Genomic DNA, 20,996 nt, shown 5'->3' on the forward strand with positions numbered 1-20,996 from the left:
AGACTCTAAACTACCAAAAAAGGTTGCATCGGGCTAATTTCTTCCAAATAAAAAATTAATTTAGTGGTACTTTTACACCCCATGAAAAATCATTTTGTTTCTTTGTTGGTAACTATTTTAACAGCAACATCTTTCTACGCTCAAAAAATTTCATTAACTCCAGGAACGTATTCCGCTTATCTTCAGTTGAATGAAACAACGCAATTACCCGTCCATTTAACGGTAGAGAAAAAACAAAAGCGTTTATTATTGGTTGTGCATAATGCAGAAGAAAGAATTGAATTGACGAATGGGATTAGAAAAGGTGATACCACCATTCTTCCTTTTCCAAATTTTGATTCGGAACTGCGTTTTATTACTGATAAGAAAAAAGAAATTAGAGGATTTTGGTTTAATTACAATAAAGGAACAAACTATAAAGTTCCTTTTTTCGCAAATTTAAATCAAAAACCACCGAAAAAAGCCTCGCCTTCTGGTGATTTGAATGGAAAATGGGAAACGCATTTCTCTCCTAAGACAGCCGATGAAGAAAGCGCCCTAGGTATTATTGCTCAAAAAGAAAATCACATTACGGGTACTTTCCGAACAGAAACAGGTGATTATCGATTCTTAGAGGGGTTTATTGAAGGCTCTAAATTCTATTTATCTGCCTTCGATGGATCACATGCGTTTTTAATAAACGGAACCTTAAAAGACCAAAAAGCGCAAGGCAATTTCTATAGCGGAAAACATTATTCCACTAATTTCGTGGCAAGCTATAATCCAAATTATGAGTTACGAAATCCAGATTCAATTACTGTAATCAAAACAACTGATAAGGCATTTGGATTTGAACTCAAAAAGGTTGATGGATCAACCTATGTGTTCCCAAATAATGAAACAAGAGGAAAGGTAGTCATCGTTCAAATCATGGGAACTTGGTGTCCAAATTGTATGGATGAAACCAATTACTACAAAGAATTGTATGACAAATACCATTCAAAAGGATTGGAAATAATATCTATTGGCTATGAAGCCGCAGACTCTTTTGAAGAACAAGCAAAGAAAATTCTCACTTTAAAACAGCGGAAAAGCTTGGAGTTTATTTTCCTCGTTGGTGGAAAAGCTTCTAAAGGAATTGCGTCCAATCAATTTAAAATGTTGAATGAAGTTATTTCCTTTCCAACTTCTATTTACATCGGAAGAGATGGTGAAGTAAAACGGATTCACACTGGATTCAACGGTCCAGGAACAGGAGATGTTTACATAGAATACGTTGAAAAAACAAATGCTTTGATAGAATCTTTGCTTGGAATTAGCGGTTCAAAGTAATTCGCTTTGGAGCATTTGCTAATTCCCAAGCTGTGAAATACACCAATCTTGCTACCTTTTCTACTTTCGAGAAAATGATCTTTTCTACATCGTCTGTGGGTTGATGATAATCTTCGTGAACTCCGCTGAAATAAAAAATCACAGGAATATTGTGCTTTGCAAAATTGTAATGATCCGAGCGGTAATAAAACTGATTGGGGTCTGATAAACTGTTGAATTTGTAATCCAGTTTCAAATCTGTATACTTTTTATTCGCTGCTTCGTTAATTTCATGTAAATCATCGCTCAACATATTTGATCCAATAATATAAATGTAGTTCGTGTCTTTTTCATGGGCAATATCATTTCGACCAATCATATCAATGTTCAAATCAGCAACTGTATTTTCCAAGGGAATAATCGGATGGGAAGAATAATAATCCGAACCCAATAATCCCTTTTCCTCTCCTGAAACAGGCATAATTAAAATGGATCGTTTAGGTCCTTCTCCATTTTTCTTTGCTTCCATAAAAGCTTCGGCTAATTCTAATAATGCAACGGTTCCTGTTCCATCATCATCTGCTCCATTGTAAACAACCCCATGATCTACGCCAATGTGATCGTAATGTGCCGTGATAATTACGACTTCTTTCGAAAGAATAGGATCACTTCCCTCTATATAAGCCAATACATTCGAACTTTTCAACTTATCCTGCTGTGTATTGATCTGTGCATTTAATGTGAAAATTGGTTTCGAAAATTTAAGAACTTTCCCTTTTCCAATGAATAAACCATTTGATTCTTTCTTTAAACTTTCTAATGCAGACTGCTTCAAAAATAAAATTGGAAACTCCGCTTTCTTCTTTTCATCTGCCAAATACATGGTTTTAGTAGTTACATAATGTTCCAAATATTCATACAGGGTATCGTATTTATCAGAAACAAGAATAATTCCTTTTACATGTTTAGGAAGTTGTTTTTTCAATTCTGAAACTTCTTTCCGAACCTCCATGCTTTTCATTACATGAACAACATAACACGGTTTTTCTTCCGCTTCTTTTAATTGTTCTACAGCATATACAGGAATATTCTCCAATGTCGTTTTTGACTTGCAACCATAATAAATAAAGTCGGATTTAAAATTCAAAGACAAGCCATTCAAAGACAAGGTACCACCTGGCGTACTTTCAATAACCTCAAAATGTTGCTCGAAATCTGTCATCCCTGGAGCAAATGAGCAACCTAATCTTTTAAAATAAGCAGTTAAAAAATCAGCCGTCATTTTCTGACCCTGCTTTCCAGTTTCTCTTCCTAAATAATCATCCGAAGCAATAACTGACAGATTTTTCTTTAAATCTGCTTCATTGATAGTTGCACTGTATTTTTTCGCAAGATCAACCTGCTGTGAAAAACAAACACACAAAGCACTTGAAAATAGTAAACTGATTATTCCTTTCATACTTATTATAATAGTGAAAAGGTTCAAAAAGTTCAATTATTAAAAAGGTTTAAACCATTGAACTCTTTAAACTATTGAACCTTGAATTATTTACACATTGGTATTTTATCAATTCTATTTTGATGTCTTCCGCCTTCAAATGCAGTATTCCAAAAAATATCCACCATTTCAATTGCTTCTTCAACCGTAATAAATCGAGCAGGTAAAGTTAAAATATTGGCATCATTGTGTTCACGAGCCAATTGTGCAATTTCTTTTTTCCAACAAAGTGCTCCTCTAATTCCTTGGTGTTTATTAACTGTCATATTAATACCATTTCCACTTCCACAAATTACAATTCCTTTTGAACCACCATTTGCTTCCACATAATCCGCAACTGGGTGACCATAATCTGCATAATCAATACTTTCTTCACTGTAACATCCAAAGTCTTTTAACTCATAACCTTTTGATTCTAAGTGATTTATAATTATTGATTTCAATTGAAACCCTGCATGATCTGCACCGATTGGAATAATTTGAGCCATAATTTGTTGTTTGCGACAAAGTTACAACCTTATCAACAAATGGCACAATCAATTAACAATAAGAAAAAAGAGTTTTTGTCAAAGTATTGATTAACATACTATTAATAAAACAAGTTTTACACAGCATTTCATTTCAAGTTGTCAATATCTGTTAGAAAGATTCAATAAGTATTTCTAGGAAATTCAAACTATTTAAACATATGTACAAGTTATTGAATTAAGCACTAAAAAGTTTGATGTATTTATACGCCTTTTATCCCCATGTTAAACACATATTATCAGATGATAAATAAACTTAATTATACACATTAAGAAAATCACTCTATTTGTTCATATCTATGTAATCTATTGTAAACGAACTATAAAAGAAGCTTTATCACTGTCAATAACTCAATCTATTTTACTCATAAGTTTAAAAAACGAATCTTTACCTAATAAGTTTTACACGAATTAACACCCCTAATAGATATAGTAAATATCTTTTATAAAATCTTTTTATTCTATTTATTAGGTTTCTTCTGTTTTTTAACCTTATTTGCACAATTCATAGTTAAAGTTTATATTCGAATAGACGAATGAAAGTTAATCGTCTACGAAATTATTAAAACGCATTGTAATTGAATCTCAATTTTAATTACTTTTGACTCCAAAGCTGTAAAGAATGACGAAGGCTAATGTATTAGTTGTAGAAAATGAATTCATAGTTTCAAAGGATATCCAATCCAGTTTGAAGAAGCTTGGCTATAATGTAGTTGGGGCGGTTCCTTCAGGTGAAAAAGCACTTGAATTATTGGAATCAGATCAGCCTGATATTGTCTTAATGGATATCATGTTAAAAGGTGAAATGAATGGAATTGAAACGGCAGAAATTGTTCGAAATCAATATTCCATTCCGGTCATTTATTTAACCGCTTATGCCGATGAAGCGACTCTTGCAAAAGCAAAAGTTACAGAACCTTATGGGTATATTTTAAAACCGTTCAAAGAAATAGATTTACATACTTCTATTGAAATGGCTCTTTATAAACACAAAAAAGAACAGGAAGTTGAGCGTGAGCGCGATATACTTTATTCTTTGGTGGAAAATAAAGAGAAAGATGCAATGAATGAATTCATTTTTGTAAAATCCAATAGTAAATTGGTGAAATTAAACATGAATGACATTTATTTTATTGAAGCTTTAAAGGATTACGTAGTTATCAATACGAATGAAACACGCTATACGATTCATTCTACGATGAAGGATATTGAAACAAAATTGGGAACAGATCAGTTTATTCGTGTTCACCGTTCTTTTATTGTACGTTTGGATAAAATTGCATCCATCGATTTTCCGAATTTGCAATTAGAAAATGACCGTAAACTCATTCCAATTGGAGGTTCATATAGAGATGAGCTGACAAACAGAATTAAACTGCTTTAAAACCACAATTTTTTCAGATAATAAGCTCTTAATTACCATTCCATCAATAATTTGGTCTTTATACATTTATTTTAAAAATGTGTTGGAGTTATTTTGTAGAATTGGTTAAAATATACGCTTATGAAAACTATTTTGTTTGCTGTTGCACTATTTACCTTTGGATTTATTTCAGCTCAAGATAAGTCACCAAAAATTTTACATGTTAAATTCAAAGATGGAACAAAGGTATCTGCTCAGTCGGGTAGTTTATTTTTAGCCAATGAGATTTATCCAAACACATCTGGCTTGTCTCAATTTGGACACTGGGAGCCTTTCTATTCCATTTCAAGTGATTTATTACAATCTTACTATGCAAAAGCAAAAGAGCGGCTTAAAAAGAATCTTTCTGATCCGAATACTATTTTTGAGTTTCATGTGAATGCTGGAGAAAATGTAGAATTGGTCAAAAAGAAATTAGAAACATTAACTGCACTAAAATATGTGAGTGTTCCTCCAAAATTAAGCACACCTGCAGCTCCTAATTTACAGCCATCACAACTTTATTTGTTTGATCAAGATCCTGGAATTCATGTACAGGAATTTTGGAATACATACGCTAATCATGGTTCAAATGTGAAGATTTGTGATGTCGAATATATGTTTAATGCAGATCATGAGGACTTACCTAATGTAACAATAATAGGACCTGAACCAGAAGACCCAGGCTTTGGTCCAAATCACGGAACTGCCGTTTTGGGTGAAATAGGATCTTTAAATGATGGTATAGGAACTACTGGAATTACTTACGAAAGTGATTTCTATTTTGCAGGGGCATATATCAATTTTGAGTATTATTTGGAAGAAGCACTTATTAGTACCTTAACTGAATTGGGTGAAGGAGATATTGTCTTGATTGAACAACAAACAATGGCTTTTGATGGAACACCTGATGAAGGGTATGCTCCAGTGGAGTGGTATGAACCATTTTACGATGCTATTCAATTAATTTCTGGAAATGGAATTATCGTTGTAGAAGCTGCAGGAAACGGAAACAGAAACTTGGATCATGCAATGTTTTCCACGGATAATTTTGGACATCATCCTTTCTTGCAAGAAAATTGGTCGGAAGCTATAATGGTTGGCGCAGGAGCAGTTGGTGTTGATGATTTACCCCGCGCAAAATTGTGGTTTTCAAATTACGGAAGTAGAATTGATGTTCAAGGAAATGGAGAAGAAGTAGTAACTACTGGCTACGGAACTGCTTATTCAGCTGAAGGACTAAACCGCGAATATTCCAATAGTTTTGGAGGAACATCCGGAGCTTCGCCAATTGTGACAGGAGCAGTTGCTTTGTTGCAATCATTACACAAACAACATGCAGGATTTCCGTTTGATGTGAATTATGTAAGAAACTTATTGATAACAACTGGAAAACCTCAAGTTGAAGGAACGCTTTTCCCGCTTTCGGAAAAAATAGGACCATTGCCAAACGTGTTTGCTGCAGCAAATTTAATGATGGATGAACTAGGAATTGAAACCTTCGAAAAGGATGCGTTTACTGTTTACCCCAATCCAACTCAAAGTTCTTTTACCATTTATGTACCAAGTGAATCTGTTTCTTCTATTCAATTGCGAGATGTTTCTGGAAAGGAAATCCAACTGAATAAGGTAAAAACGATTACAGGATTTGAGGTTACAAATTCCACTATTTCAGAGGGAATGTATTATTTATCAATTTATTACAAAGACGGAACAGTTGTTACAAAACCAGTTCAGATAGTTCATTAATTTTAGTGGATGGAAAAATTAATCATCACTTCTGATAAAAATCAACTAGATATCGAATTCATCACAGCCTTTATATCGAAAACCTATTGGGCAAAAGATAGAACATCGCAAATGATGCAAATCTGTATTGATCATTCCCTGAATTTCGGAGTTTATCTAAATAAAAAGCAAATCGGTTACGCGCGCGTTGTAACCGATTATGTGCAGTTTGCCTATATTATGGATGTATTCATAGATGAAGCACACCAAGGAAAGGGTTTTTCAAAAGAGTTGATGCAATTTATTCTTACAGATGAATCCTTGAAAGCTGTCAAAGTTTGGCGACTAGCAACTGCCGATGCACATGAATTGTATCGAAAATTTGGATTTACAGAATTGTCAAAGCCAGAGAATATGATGGAGTTAATGAAGTGAGTTTATTTAATAATATATGCAATTGAATGTAATGAAACAATTAGCAGAATTTGTAAAGGAATGCAGAAAGAGTTGGAGTTGCTTTAGCGGTTGTTTGAAAAATAGAGCAAGGAAAGACTAATTTGAACTATGACAAAGTGAATTTGGTTCTTCGCATCTTTGGTCATGAATTGGTTCCTGTGAAGAATAAAATTGTGGAGAAATGAGAAGCGGAAAGGGATATTACAAATAGTATAATACTGTTATCAATATTAATTAATACAATGAAATCGCAAAGGGTTTATAAATACAGATCAGGAGATGATTCTACATTTGAGAGAGATGTAAAAACATTAGAGGAAAACTGTTTTTTTGCTCCATCTTTTAATTTATTAAACGACCCAAGTGAAACCCTAATAATAGACACATTTGATTATCAACTTGGAATATTTACCAAATTGTTCAGACTCAAAACAGAAAATGGGAAAGCAAGGATTAAAAAATCGTATAATGAATTAATTTCCAAGAAAGACGAACTAGGAATTTATTCGCTTTCTAAGACTTTTAACGATGAATTGCTTTGGGCACATTATGCAAATTCACATAAGGGTTTTTGCATAGAATATGACATGGATAAACTAATTGATAATTTTTCGAATGAAGAATTGTATCCGTTTCCAGTAAAATATTCAAGGGTTCCCCCACAAATAGGTTTGAATGAATTGATAAATGGTAATCTGCTTTCGATAATTAAAAAAATCTCTGGAACAAAATCAAAAAAATGGAAATATGAAAGTGAGGTGCGAATAATTAGAAACCTATCTGGAAAACAAGTATATAATCATAAGGCACTTAAAGGGATTTATTTTGGTTTGAATATGGAACATTCAAAAAAGGATCAGTTAATAAGTCGCTTTCTTGAGAGAGGGGTTGATTTTTACCAAATAGTTCAGCGCAAAAATCTTTATGGATTCCAAGCAGAACTTATTTTTAGAGCAGTTGAGGATCCGGCATATTTGAAAATAGTTCCACAAAAATTAACGCTGTCGAGTCCAGTAGAATATAAAATAGAAGAAAAACATTATGATGTGATTTCAAAAACAGGTCATCTCAAAATAATATTAGATGAAGAGATAAATCACAATTCATTATTATGGTTAGCTAACTTGTTTAAAAAGGATATTTTTAATAATACAGATAGGGTCTATATGTGTTATTGGATAAAGACAATTGAGGATAACGTGTGTTGGGCTACAACCGATTTTGAAGCCGAAAAAATTGAAATAAATATTTGTGGATAAATAACATTGAGGTTTAGGATAAATAATTATCCTAAACCCATGTACTTCTGAATTCTTCCGTGAACATCTGTGTTCCTAAGTGGGAAACAAAAACTTTTGTGTTCTTAGTGTCCTTTATGGTTTAAACATATCCTGCCACAGACCCGAAGTCTCTACAATGAAACGTTCTATTATTCTTATTCAAGTTATCAATACGACAAACTTTCGGCTAAGAAATAATAATAGTATACGAGCTATCACAAATGGCACACTTTTGGTAAATTTGAAAAAAACTTACGTATGAAATACTTTAAATCATTAGGACTTTTATTTTTTGCATCGATACTGTTGAATACGGCATTTGCACAAAAAACACCTCTTGTTGGGGGAATTGAAACAATCTCATTCAAGTTTACAGAATCTTCGATACAGCTGCCGGTCAACTATGAAGTAACCATAAATCAGAGTACAATTGAAATTGTTACTGAAAAGTATACTGAATCTGGTGTGGAGAAAAGTAAAGAGAGCAAAAAAATCTCGAAAAAGGATTGGGCTAAATTATGCGATTTAGCTGGTAAACTACAAGAATCTGGAACTTATTATCCAGAAGGAGGAACTGGATACCAAACCTACGAATTAATAAGAAAAAATGCAGGAACAATCCAATCATATATTTTAATATGGACTAGTTTGACTGAAAACAAAGTAGACAAAACAACTCAGGATTTGGTTACTTTAATAAAAAGCTTGACACCAAGACCTAAAAAATAATATTCAGCTTGTTAGTAAGCATATATAAAGGGTTAGCTCAATTTTGGGTTAACCCTTTATAATTTGTAAAAAGATAGAACGGTATAAAAAAGACTTATTATTTTGCCACCGAAACCAACTCCAAATCAATCTGTCTTTTCTTAGGATGAACCTCTGAAATCTTTACCCGAACAGAATCTCCAAAATGGAAGGTTTTCCCTGTTTTTTGTCCAACAATCGTCATTTTTTTCTCATCAAATGAATAACGATCTCCAGGAAGTTCCTGCATCGCAACCATACCCTCACACGCATTTTCTGTCATGCGCACAAATAATCCGAATTCAGCTAGTCCAGAGACAATTCCATCAAATTCTTCTCCAATTTTATCGTGAACAAATACCACTTGGAAATACTTGTTCGATTCGCGTTCTGCTTCTGTGGCTTTGCGCTCCGTGCGTGAAATGCGTTTGCAAATATCGTCTAAGGCGTTGTTGTATTTATGCGGTCTGTTTTCCAAACACTCCAATAAAATGCGGTGAACCATCAAATCGGCATAGCGACGAATGGGTGAAGTGAAATGACCGTAATACTGAAAAGCCAAACCGTAGTGACCAATATTGTCTGTATCGTAAGTTGCTTTAGCCATGCTTCGAATTGCCATTTGCTGAATGATGCTGTACTCGTTTTTCAAGCGAATATCATTCAACAATTTGTTGATACTTTGGGCTGCTTTTTCGGGACTCGTAAATTCCAATGAATACCCGAATTTATCCAAAAATAAACCGAATAATGCGATTTTCTCCGGATCTGGCTTATCATGAATACGGTAAACAAACGGAACAGGATCTTTCCCTTTTTGAGGCGCTCCAACAAACATCGCAACGCGCTTATTTGCCAAAAGCATAAATTCTTCAATGAGCTGATGTGCATCTTTTGAAACCTTCACAACCACGTCTATGGGTTCTTTATTTTCATCCAATTTGAAACGAATCTCTTCTGAGTTAATCATCAAAGCACCCTGTTTAAATCGCTCTTTTCGATAGATTTTTGCGATTTTATCTAAAATATGGAGTTCTTCTTTGTATGGACCTTCAGCTCCTTCCAAGATTTCTTGTGCATCTTCATACGCAAAACGATGATCGGAATGGATGACCGTTTTACCAAACCATTCGTTATACATTTTTCCATTTTCATCCAATTCGAAAACTGCTGAAAAAGTAAATTTATCTTCTTTCGGACGAAGGGAACAAACCATGTTTGAAAGCTGCTCAGGCAACATTGGAATCACGCGATCTACCAAGTAAACAGAATTTCCTCGACGCAAAGCTTCTTTGTCCATGGCAGAATCTGGTTTTACATACTGACTCACATCAGCAATGTGAACACCGATTTCCAAATGTCCGTTTTCCAATTTTCGAATCGACAAAGCATCATCGAAATCTTTTGCATCTGCAGGGTCGATCGTGAAGGTCAAAATCTCTCTAAAATCTCTTCTCTTCGCAACTTCAACAGGATCAAGCTCAAGTGTTACTTGTTCGGCTTCATTCATTACATCCGCTTCAAATTCAATGGGAATTCCTTGACCAATCAAAATGGAGATCATTTCATTGTCGTGTAATGAATTTCCTCCCAATGTTTGAATCACTTCCCCAAAAGGAAATTCAGCCGATTTTGGCCAAACAGTGATTTTTACCAATGCTTTATCCTTGTTCTTGGCTTTATTCAATTTTTCGAACGGAATATAGATTTTTACTCCTGTTTTGGTATTATCAGGAATTAAGAAGGCATGTTTGTCAAACATCTGAATCGTTCCAACAAACTGCGTTCTTTCTCGTGAAACAACTTCTATTACTCTTCCTTCAGGTCTACTTCCGCCTTTTTTATTGAGGGCAACACGAACAACATCTCCGTGAATTGCATGCCCCAAATTATGCGGAGCAATGAATACATCTGGTTCTTTTTTGCTGATGGTAACAAAGCCAGAACCGCGCATGGTTAATTCCAATTCTCCTTCGATTGTTTCAATCTGGTTGGAGTAAATATATGTTTCATGTCCGCTTTTACGAACGAATCCTTCTGTTTCTAATTCGCGTAATAAACCAACCACTAATTTGCGCGATTCACTTTCGTGCACATGCAACAAGGTGCAAACCTGTTTATAGTTCAAGAGTGCATCCGGATGTTGTTCAAACATTTTTCGAATGATGTGATACAGACCCGTTTTTAGTTTTTTGGTCGATTTATCTTTGATTTTTTTTGGTCCTTTTTTACCCATAATTCGTGTTGTTACGTAAAAATACAAATACGAAATGACTTTCAGAGGTTTGGACTTGTTATGAAAACAAAAGTAGGAGGAAGCACTTCGTCTTGTTTCTAGTTTACATCATTCAACTCATTTTTGGTATAAACTCTACTAAAAGCGTTCACTCTTTAGTTTCTGAAAGAGCAAAAGCTAATCCATAAAGCGGAATATTTTTGAATTTTTCTTCTTCGCGGTAATTACTCAGGGATGTTCTAATAGCTGTTTTTGGATTGTATTTTAGAATGTATTCTTTCAAACTTTTAGCTTGCAAGTTTTCTTCTGCTTTCACTTCTATCGGAATAATCTCATTATCACGTTGAACGATAAAATCAATTTCTGCCGTTCCCACTTCAGTGGTCCAATAAGCAATGTCTAAACCAGAAATTGTTTGAAGTGATTGTAGAATAAATTGTTCCGAAAAAGCTCCCTTGAATTCTGTCATGATAGTGTTCTTTTCTAACAAAATACTCACAGGAATATTTCCCATTGCTGCCAACAAACCAAGGTCAATAAAGAAGAGCTTGAACACATCGAAGTTGGTATAGGATTTTAACGGAAAGTTCGGTGTTGTAACACGCGTCACTTTTGTTATTAATCCAGCGTTCACTAACCAATTGATTGCTTCTTCAAACTCTTTCGCTCGAGCACCATTTTTAACTTGATTGTAAATGAATTTTTTGTTTTCTTTCGACAATTGACCAATCAAATTTTCCCATACTAGTCGAATTTTAGGAACAATAGAGTACGGTGCATATTTTGAAAAATCTTGTTCATATCCCTTTAAAATGGATAACTGTATGGTGCGAGCTAATTGGTAATCAGAATGTTGAAAATAAACAGACAAAACTTCAGGCATTCCACCTAGAAAATAGTAGGTACGCAAATGCTGAATTAATTGCTCGTGAAAGGTTTGGAGTAAAACCCAATTGTTTTGTTGAAGAGTTTGAGCTAATATTTCTTGATTACAATTGATCAAGTATTCATAGAAACTCATGGGGTAAATTTCCAAAAAATCAACTTTTCCAACAGGAAATGATTCTTCGGAATGAAGGCTTAATCCTAATAAAGACCCAGCGGCAACAACATGATATTCTGGTGCGTTTTCTTTGAAATATTTTAGTGAAGTGATTCCGTTTTTTGCAACCTGAATTTCATCAAAAATGATTAAGGTTGTTTCTGGAATTATTTTTTTCCCATGAATAATTTCCAAGACTGAAATAATTCGGTGAACATCGAGATTTGGGTCAAATAGATTTTTTGCAATTTCTGATGCTTCGAAATTAATGTAAACACAATCTTCAAAATAAGTTTCACCAAAAGCTTTTAGCACCCAGGTTTTTCCAACTTGCCGAGCACCGCTTAATATAAGAGGTTTACGAATTGGACTTTGCTTCCATTCAAGGAGTTGATTTATAATAATTCGTTTCATTTAACTTCAAATATACATTTTTTCAAAGGACTTTATGTAAATTGTTGCCTTTTTTCAAAGGACTTTATGTAAAACATCACATTTTTTCAAAGGACTTTTCCACCTGTTCTATTCTACAAACTACGAAAGAACACTTTATGGTAAGTATTTGTAGTTGAACTTGGAATAACGAAGTTCGATTGTTACATTTGAGAAGACAGAAAAAACACAAAACAATGAATAAGCGAATTGAAGCGGCATTAAATGATCAAATTCAGAAAGAATCATCTTCCTCTCATTATTACCTAGCAATGGCCTCTTGGGCTGAAACAAAAGGGTTAAATGGTACAGCTAAATTTATGTACACACATTCAGATGAAGAGCGTTTCCACATGTTGAAGCTGATCAAATTTGTCAATGAACGTGGAGGAGTTGCTATTGTTCCTGCGGTTCCTGAACCAGCGAGAGAATACGATTCTTTGGAGCGCGTTTTTGAATTGCTGCTCGAACACGAAGTTGGTGTTTCTGAAAGCATTAATGGCGTCGTGGATATTTGTTTGCAGGAAAAGGATTATTCAACACACAATTTTATGCAATGGTATGTTTCCGAGCAATTGGAAGAGGAGGCTTTGGCTCGCAGTATCTTGGATAAATTGAGGTTGATTGGCGGAGATAAAGGTGGTCTTTATTTGTTTGATCGTGATATGGAAACTGCTGCAGCCAATGCTGTAAAAGCAGCAAGCACAGCTCAAAAGGCATAGAACCCTAATATTGAAACTTTTTCAGCAATTTATTCGTTGAATAAACGAATTGAAAGTGAAACTTATGCTCGTTCGATTACTAGGAATTGGAGCGGTTATTGCGTTTACTACTACTAGCGCGATTAGTCAAGTCTCGTATCGTTTTAGAAACTTTTCTATTAACGATGGACTCTCACAGAGTTCTGTGACGACTATTGTACAAGATAATGTGGGGACGCTTTGGCTGGGAACACAAGACGGATTAAATCGGTTTGATGGACAACAGTTTGAAGTCTTCACTTCTGATGATACTCCAGGGCTTGCTAGTTCCTATATTCATTGTGGCTTAAAAGACCAGTTTGGCGAGTTGTGGTTTGGAACTGCTGATGGAGTTTCGGTGTATAACCCCAAAAAAGAAACATTTCGCTCGATTCTTTCTTCAGATGATAAAAACCTCTCCATTGAAAGTGTTTCGGAGGAAGCGAATGGAAATATTTGGTTGGGATCATCCACTTATGGATTGGCAAAGTACGATCGGAAGACAAAAAAAGTCTCTTTTTTAACAGCGACAATCCCTTCAAAAAGAATTCACTATATCAAGTTTGTCACAAAGAAAGAGCTAATTGTTTCTTTCGAGGATGCTGGTGTGTATATCTACAACATTGAATCGAAAATCTGGAAACAATTATCCATTTCAAAAGGTCACAAAGCATGGTTGGTTTCAGATGTAGAACCTTTTTCTGAAAACAGTTACGTTTTTTCTACCAATCAAGGTTTGTGGCTGTTCGATTCTCAAACCCACAAGTTATTTCCGTTTTTAAAATTCATTGGAAAAGATTACGGAATTGATGAGTTTTCGGATGTTTATGTAAAATCGACCAGCGAATTTTATATTGCCACAGTTAATAATGGATTGATTAGTGTCAATAACACCAATGAAGGATACAGAATCACTTTCAGCAAGAAAGACATTTTCCAAAAAAACGGAATTTTATTCAATGAGATAAATGAGTTGTTTTGTGATGAAAATGGAACAATTTGGGTTGGAACGCTGCGCGGTTTAAGTGGATTTAACCCGAAAAATGATTCGTTTTTTGGAGTTGGACCGTCGTCTAATTTGAGCCTCGGACTTCCTTCAGAAAGCGTTTGGGGATTTGCAGAGTCGAAAGATTTATCTAAGGTTTACATTGCCACAGACTTTGCTGTTTCTGAATTGAATCGAAAAACAGGAACGTTTAAGCACTATTATATCTCCAAAGCTCAAGATGTTAACGACAATAGCATTGTGTCTATTCACTATCTCACAGATGAACATTTTTTGATCGGAGCCAATGATGGTTTATATGATTTAAAAATTAAAAATGGAACGGGAGTTTATCACAAAGTTGTTTACAAAGGAATTGACAATCCATTGATTTTTCAAAGATTGTACAAGATAACTCCCTACAAAGAATCTCAATTTTTCATTGCCACAAAGGGCGGTGTTTTGCTGTATAATCAAAAAACAGGCGAATTTACTCCGTTTGTCAATAATCCAAAAAAGCCAAAAACAACCATTGGAGCAGGAGTTTGTAGGGTTTCTTATAAAGGGTTAAACGACACGTATTATTTTGCTACAGGCGTTGGAGGAATTAATTTGCTCACCTTAGATTCTCAAGGAAAAGAACAGATAGTTCCTTATGAATTCAACAAGTCTATTTTAAAAGCAAGTAGAGATGTTATTTCAACAATCTATCAAGAAAATGAAACAACTTTGTGGTTGGGATCCTCAGGATCTGGTTTATTGAAGCTGAATTTAAAAACAGGAAAGGTTGTCGCTTATACCCGAAAGCAAGGGTTGCCCAATAATTTTGTGTACGGAATTTTACCAGATGAACGTGGAAATTTATGGTTGAGTACCAATAAGGGTTTGGCACGATTTAACACAAATGAAGAACGTTGTACGAACTATTCAGAGGTGAATGGATTAATGAGTAACGAATTCAACACGGGTGCTTACCTGCTTTCAAAAACGGGTGAAATGTATTTTGGAGGTATTGAAGGGTATAATTTCTTCAACCCCAAAAACCTACAAGAACAAAGAGATAAAATCTATGTAAACTTCTTAAAGTTTCGATTTGATGACCGTTGGTTGAAACCGGGTGATTCTGATGCGCCTTTTAAAGAATCATTCTCGTCTTTGTCTGATATAAAATTGGGATACGATGAGCGAAGTTTCACGATTCGTTTCAAGCCTACGGATATCATTAATCGCGAGTTACTGCAATTCAAATACGAATTAGTTGGTTTGGATGAAGGTTCTGTATTTTTGGGTTCTTCTAGTGAGATTCACTTCACATCACTGTCTCCAGGTTCTTATGTACTCAAAATTTATGTAAGAAGAGTAGATGGTGATTGGATTCAAGCAACTTCGGAAATGAACATCGAAGTCGCATCTCCTTTTTGGTGGAAATGGTGGTTTTGGGTGATTGTTTTAGTGGTTTTAACCATGCTAATCCTTCTTTTTATTCAATCCCGAATAAACTTGGCGCGCAGAGATCAAGTACGTTTGGAAATAAAGATTGTGGAGAGAACGAAGGAAATTCGGGCGCAAAACATGAAGATTGAATCTCAGAAAAAGGTCATAGAAAAGGAGAAGACGAAAGTAGAAGAACAAAGTCGTTTGCTTCAAATAGAGAAAGATAAAACGGAGAATTTGTTGAGAAACATGATTCCTGAATCTACTGCCGAAGAATTGAAAACGAAAGGTCGTGCTTCAGCGCGAGCTTATAAAACAGTTTCTGTATTGTTTACCGATTTTGTGGGTTTCACAAAAATTGCTGAAGGAATGAAACCAACCGATTTGGTGAATAAATTGGATGTTTATTTTAGAAAGTTTGATGAAATCATTGTAAAAAACAACTTAGAGAAAATCAAAACAATTGGCGATGCATACATGTGTGCAGGTGGTGTTCCAGTTCGAAACAATACCAATCCAATTGATGCTGTTTTAGCGGCTCTTCAAATTCAGGAATACATGACGAATTTGAAGACTGAAGGATTGAAAACAGGTTCTGAGTTTTGGGAACTGAGATTGGGAATCAACACGGGTGAAGTAACAGCAGGAGTAATTGGTTCTGAACGCTTGGCATATGATATTTGGGGAGCAACTGTAAATCAGGCTCAACGAATGGAAATGATGGGAGAACCAGGAAGAGTAACCATTTCAGGTTCCACATTCAAACTCATTGAGCCTTATTTTGAATGTACTTACCGAGGAAAGGTAAAGACAAAAAGCAAAGGCTTGATCGAAATGTTTACTGTAGAGCGGATCAAACCAGAACTGTCTATCAATGGAGAAGGGTTATATCCCAATGATCGTTTCCAACAAATCGTAAACCTCCATTTATACAGTAGTATTAATTACTACAAAGCAGAGCGTCACATTATGAGAGTGCTGGAGAAAGGCTTGTCGCCAATGCTACATTATCATAGTATTGAGCACACCAAAGATGTAGTTCGTGCTGTAGAACGTTATGCGCTCTTGGAAGGGGTTACCGATGAGGGCTTGTTCCTATTGAAATCTGCGGCAACCTATCACGATGCTGGATTTGTTGAAATCTATGAAAAGAATGAGCCGGTAGGGGCAAGAATGGCTGAAGAAATTTTGCCGAAATACGGGTATTCAGAGCAACACATTGCTCAAATTAAAGAGCTTATTTTCGTTACCCAAATTCCGCATCAACCGAAAAACAAATTGGAGCAAATTATTTGTGATGCCGATTTGGATTATTTAGGAAGAGACGATTTCCACGAGATTGCAGATCGTCTGAGAAGAGAATTGCGAGAACATGGTAAAATAGATAGTGACCGACAATGGGATAATATGCAGGTGTTTTTCTTGAATATGCACAAGTACTTTACGCCGACTGCCATTGCTAGTCGTCAGGCCAAGAAGATGAAAAACCTGAAAGAGGTTGAAGAGCGCTTAGCCCGTGATGAGTATAAAGATTAAGACACAAAAAAACCGCATCTACTTTTAGATGCGGTTTTTTAATATCATTGCATTTGTTCTTAACTGAACAAGACGCTTCCACCGTATTTTCCAACTACTGGATTTACAATCAACGTAGGGATTTGAGCATCATTGGTAAGAATATATTGTTCGTGATTTGCTGTGATAGCTCCAAGCATGTTATTGCGATTTAAGTTCATGATAGCAATTAAATCGGCGTCTAATGAAACCGCATGTTTTACCACTTCTTTGTCGAAACCACCTGTTGGAACCACTTTGGTTGTTACATCAATTCCTCTTTCGTGGAAAAATTTCACCGCAAATTGAATATTTGCTTTTACTTGATGACGTAAAAACTCGTCTGTTTCATCCGGTGTAATAACATGAACACGAGACTTAAAGTAAGTAGCGATATTTGCCACATAAGCCAACTTTTGCTTAGTCTCTTTGTTTAAATCTAATGGAACTACAATATCATCATACCCATTTTCTTTAATTCCTTTTTCTTGAACTACAATAAATGGAACAGTAGAATGTGTAATCACTTTTAAAGCATAGCTTCCGGTAAGATGTTGCCATCCTGTTTGACCATGAGTACCCATAAAAATCAATTCTGCATGATTCTCAGAAGCAAAATCACCAATATCATCAAAAATATTTCCTACTCGAATGAACGGTGTAATTTTTATATGTTCTTTATGTTGTTCAACGACTGCGTTTAGTTTTTCCTCAGCTTCACCAATCAATTTTTCTTTTGCAACTACGTGAAGCAATAAAATTTCTGCACCTGTAGTCTTGGCAGTATTAATTGCATGATTCAGAGCATTTTCAGCAACAGCCGTAAAATCATGGGGAACAATAATGGTCTTTTTTTCCATAAGGAGCAATTGTGGGTTTTTATAGTAGTGCAAATGTAATCAAAGCATTAAAAGCAATTATCCATTTCTAAGCTTAATATTAAAAATAAGACGTTAATAAAACAATAAGTCATTGTTTTTTCTCTATTTTGCTTGGATTAAACTACCTTTGTGGTTACTAAAATTTTTAGAAACAATGCCGATAATCGGGAAATTACTTAAAAAGACTACCGAATTTTCCGCACGAAGAGGTGCGTTGAAAGGACTTGATTTTAAAGATCAAATTAAAGTACTCTCGAAAATTCTATATTTCGCTGAAGAAACAAAATTCGGTCAGCACTATGATTTTCAATCTATTTTAGATTCTGAAAATAGAGTAGAGAATTTCCAAAAAGCAATCCCCATCCGAGATTACGATCAATTTTATAAAGATTGGTTGCACCGTTGTTTGGAAGATGAAGCAGATGTTATTTGGCCAGGAAAAATTAAATATTTCGCTCTTTCCTCTGGAACGACAGGTTCTCCAAGTAAACGAATTCCTGTTACGAAGCAAATGATTCGCTCGTTTCAACGCAATACAATTAAACAATTTACAGCCACAGCTGATTTAAACCTGTCAGATGGATTTTATCAAAAATCATTCATCGCGGTTGGTGGTTCTTCCAAGCCAGAGAAGAAAGGAAATCATTACGAAGGTGATTTATCTGGAATCTTGAAGAAACACACATCGGTTGTGTTAATGCCACTTACAAAACCAGATGCAGAAACGGCAGCAATTAAGGATTGGAACAAAAAATTAGACCGAATGGTTGAAAAAGCTCCAGAATGGGACATTAGTACCGTTGCTGGAATTCCAAGTTGGTGTATTATGCTCATGGAGCGAATCATTGAAAAATACCAAGTAGAATCGATTCATGATATTTGGCCAAACCTAGAATTGTACATGTTTGGTGGTGTTTACATCGAACCATATTTGAAGCGTTTTGAAAATGTGTGTGGAAAGAAGGTTCACCTTTTGAATACGTATTTAGCTTCTGAAGGATATTTTGCATATCAACGAAGAGCCGAAAGTAATGGAATGCAGTTGTTGCTGAAATCTGGTATTTTCTTTGAATTTGTGCCATTTAACCGTGATAATTTCGATGAACACGGAAACATTAAACTGGAAGCAAAAGCGCTTACAGTAAATGAAGTGGTGGGTGGTGAAGATTATGCTTTAGTAATTTCAACAAATGCTGGGTTGTGGCGTTATTTGGTGGGAGATTTGGTTCAGTTTGTTGATGTAGAACGCAGAGAAGTTCGCATCAGTGGACGGATTAAACAATATTTGAGCTTGGTGGGAGAACATTTGTCATTGGATAATATCAATATGGCGATTCTAAAAACGAGCGAGAAGTTAAATATCACCATTCCTGAATTCTGTTTGTATGCAAATGCGGAAGAACAAAGACATTATTGGTGTTTTGGATCTCAAAAACCAATGGATTGTGATTTAGTAATGAAAACCGTTGATGAGTTTTTGTGTGAAGGAAATGATGATTATTCTTCTGTGAGAAAATACGACACATTAAAATCTCCAGTTGCTTATCAAACGGATGTGGATAATTTCTATAAGTTCTTGGAAGAAAAAGGAAGATTAGGTTCTCAAAATAAGTTCCCCCGTGTAATGAATGAATACCAGGCAAAAGAGTGGAAATTGTTCTTGGGAGTTTAGTCCAAAAACTCAAAAGCTACTTTCCCGCTGATTTCGCAGAATCGGAACAAGTTGCACAGATTATAAGTGATCCTACTGGTCTCGGTGTATTATAGAAATGAATGTGGTTTATCAATTGAATGAACGAGCGTGTTAACTGAGCAATAATTCGTGAATTCGTGGCGCCACCTGTTAAGTGTTTGTTTTTTTCAATTCACGCTCCCGCATTTTTGATTTATAAATCGCATTGGCAATTACCACCAAAATAATCATTGCGGAGCCAGCATAGAAATTCCCATTCAGCAACTCATCTTCGTGCAAAATCGGAATAGCCAGAAGAATCGTATAAACAGGTTCCAAATTAATACTCAGTGAAACCGTAAAAGCGCCTAATCGTTTCATTACTTCAATAGTCGCAATAAATGCAAAGGAAGTACAACAAACACCCAAGAAAATCAACCACGCAAAATCGCTCCCCGACATTTTAAACAGATTACTATCCAATTTTCCATTGTATAGTAGCATTCCTGAAAGGAAAACCAATCCAATTCCCATTTCGTGCAGTGTAATTGCGGAGGAAGGAACTTCTTCAGCTAGTTTAGCATTGAAGACAGAAAAGAACCCAGCACATAATGCAGAAATCAACCCTAAAGCCAAAGCGAAATATTGTTTTTCGTCGAAATCGGAAGAAACAAAGTAGATTCCGAAAATCACTAAGGATCCGAATAAAAATTCGACCCAAGAGAACTTCTTTTTGAATACTAGCGGCTCAATCCAAGTCACATGGAGAGTTGCGGTTGATAAACACAAGATTCCCAATGAAGCGGTAGAAAGTTTGATAGAAGTATAAAATGTAATCCAATGAAGAGCCACGATAATTCCAGTTCCAAAAACCTTTAGCATGGCTTTTCGGTTGTGAATCCTCATCGGCATTTTCAACAGGTACAACCCAATTAGCAAGGAAATGAAAGCAATTAGAATACGATGCCAAACTAAATATTGTGCTTCAATGTGAATGAGTTTGCCCAAAATCCCAGTGAATCCCCACATGAAAATGATGAGGTGCATGAGCAAATGATACTTGTATTTTTGGAACATGGTGTAAAAGTAAAA

Annotated in this window: 15 protein-coding genes; 9 read left to right on the top strand and 6 right to left on the bottom strand. The window is 35.2% G+C overall.

Going from position 1 to position 20,996, the window contains the following annotated elements:
• Positions 1-81: 81 nt before the first annotated feature.
• On the top strand, positions 82-1,311 hold the full coding sequence (locus tag FLUTA_RS07745) for a peroxiredoxin family protein (RefSeq protein WP_043023713.1): 1,230 nt from the start codon (positions 82-84) through the stop codon (positions 1,309-1,311).
• Here FLUTA_RS07745 and FLUTA_RS07750 read toward each other — a convergent pair.
• Both FLUTA_RS07750 and rpiB read right to left on the bottom strand, forming a co-directional pair.
• A complete protein-coding gene (locus FLUTA_RS07750; RefSeq protein ID WP_013686308.1) occupies positions 1,295-2,749 on the bottom strand; it encodes a M28 family peptidase in 1,455 nt (484 codons plus the stop codon). The genes FLUTA_RS07745 and FLUTA_RS07750 overlap by 17 nt on opposite strands.
• Before the next feature lie 86 nt (positions 2,750-2,835).
• Entirely contained in the window at positions 2,836-3,276 is a 441-nt protein-coding gene (rpiB, locus tag FLUTA_RS07755) for a ribose 5-phosphate isomerase B (RefSeq protein WP_013686309.1), read from the bottom strand.
• Between the two features lie 661 nt (positions 3,277-3,937).
• Between rpiB and FLUTA_RS07760 the strand changes: the two genes are divergently transcribed.
• The 5 genes from FLUTA_RS07760 to FLUTA_RS07780 all read left to right on the top strand — a co-directional run bounded on the left by FLUTA_RS07760 (position 3,938) and on the right by FLUTA_RS07780 (position 8,910).
• Positions 3,938-4,699 carry a response regulator gene (locus FLUTA_RS07760; protein WP_013686310.1) on the top strand — a complete coding sequence of 254 codons (762 nt, stop codon included), beginning with the start codon at positions 3,938-3,940 and terminating at the stop codon, positions 4,697-4,699.
• Positions 4,700-4,819: 120 nt separating this feature from the next.
• Positions 4,820-6,466, top strand: a complete 1,647-nt coding sequence (locus FLUTA_RS07765) for a S8 family peptidase (RefSeq protein ID WP_013686311.1) — start codon at positions 4,820-4,822, stop codon at positions 6,464-6,466.
• Between the two features lie 9 nt (positions 6,467-6,475).
• Positions 6,476-6,880, top strand: coding sequence for a GNAT family N-acetyltransferase (locus tag FLUTA_RS07770; RefSeq protein WP_013686312.1), 405 nt, complete (start codon positions 6,476-6,478; stop codon positions 6,878-6,880).
• A gap of 263 nt (positions 6,881-7,143) precedes the next feature.
• Positions 7,144-8,160: a DUF2971 domain-containing protein gene (locus tag FLUTA_RS07775; protein WP_013686313.1), complete on the top strand. Its 1,017-nt coding sequence runs from the start codon at positions 7,144-7,146 to the stop codon at positions 8,158-8,160.
• A gap of 279 nt (positions 8,161-8,439) precedes the next feature.
• Positions 8,440-8,910, top strand: a complete 471-nt coding sequence (locus FLUTA_RS07780) for a hypothetical protein (protein ID WP_013686314.1) — start codon at positions 8,440-8,442, stop codon at positions 8,908-8,910.
• A 97-nt stretch (positions 8,911-9,007) separates the two neighbouring features.
• Here the strand turns inward: FLUTA_RS07780 and rnr are convergent, their stop codons facing one another.
• Together rnr and FLUTA_RS07790 are read right to left on the bottom strand one after the other, a co-directional pair.
• Positions 9,008-11,164 carry a ribonuclease R gene (gene rnr / locus FLUTA_RS07785; RefSeq protein ID WP_013686315.1) on the bottom strand — a complete coding sequence of 719 codons (2,157 nt, stop codon included), beginning with the start codon at positions 11,162-11,164 and terminating at the stop codon, positions 9,008-9,010.
• Between the two features lie 148 nt (positions 11,165-11,312).
• Positions 11,313-12,620, bottom strand: coding sequence for an ATP-binding protein (locus FLUTA_RS07790; protein ID WP_013686316.1), 1,308 nt, complete (start codon positions 12,618-12,620; stop codon positions 11,313-11,315).
• Between the two features lie 215 nt (positions 12,621-12,835).
• On the opposite strand from FLUTA_RS07790, the gene FLUTA_RS07795 reads away from it, so the two are divergent.
• Both FLUTA_RS07795 and FLUTA_RS20670 read left to right on the top strand, forming a co-directional pair.
• Positions 12,836-13,360 carry a ferritin gene (locus tag FLUTA_RS07795; RefSeq protein ID WP_013686317.1) on the top strand — a complete coding sequence of 175 codons (525 nt, stop codon included), beginning with the start codon at positions 12,836-12,838 and terminating at the stop codon, positions 13,358-13,360.
• A 64-nt stretch (positions 13,361-13,424) separates the two neighbouring features.
• Entirely contained in the window at positions 13,425-17,333 is a 3,909-nt protein-coding gene (locus FLUTA_RS20670) for an adenylate/guanylate cyclase domain-containing protein (RefSeq protein WP_013686318.1), read from the top strand.
• A 59-nt stretch (positions 17,334-17,392) separates the two neighbouring features.
• On the opposite strand, the gene FLUTA_RS07805 is transcribed toward FLUTA_RS20670, so the two are convergent.
• Positions 17,393-18,211, bottom strand: a complete 819-nt coding sequence (locus FLUTA_RS07805) for a universal stress protein (RefSeq protein WP_013686319.1) — start codon at positions 18,209-18,211, stop codon at positions 17,393-17,395.
• A gap of 175 nt (positions 18,212-18,386) precedes the next feature.
• Here FLUTA_RS07805 and FLUTA_RS07810 point away from each other — a divergent pair, with 175 nt between their 5' ends.
• On the top strand, positions 18,387-19,904 hold the full coding sequence (locus tag FLUTA_RS07810) for a GH3 family acyl-acid amido synthetase (protein ID WP_043023714.1): 1,518 nt from the start codon (positions 18,387-18,389) through the stop codon (positions 19,902-19,904).
• A 171-nt stretch (positions 19,905-20,075) separates the two neighbouring features.
• Here the strand turns inward: FLUTA_RS07810 and FLUTA_RS07815 are convergent, their stop codons facing one another.
• Positions 20,076-20,981 (bottom strand): DMT family transporter, encoded by a 906-nt coding sequence (locus FLUTA_RS07815; RefSeq protein ID WP_013686321.1) that lies wholly within the window; start codon positions 20,979-20,981, stop codon positions 20,076-20,078.
• Between the last annotated feature and the right edge of the window lie 15 nt (positions 20,982-20,996).

Origin of the sequence: Fluviicola taffensis DSM 16823 (assembly GCF_000194605.1) — a bacterium.
Taxonomy (GTDB): Bacteria; Bacteroidota; Bacteroidia; order Flavobacteriales_D; family Crocinitomicaceae; genus Fluviicola; species Fluviicola taffensis.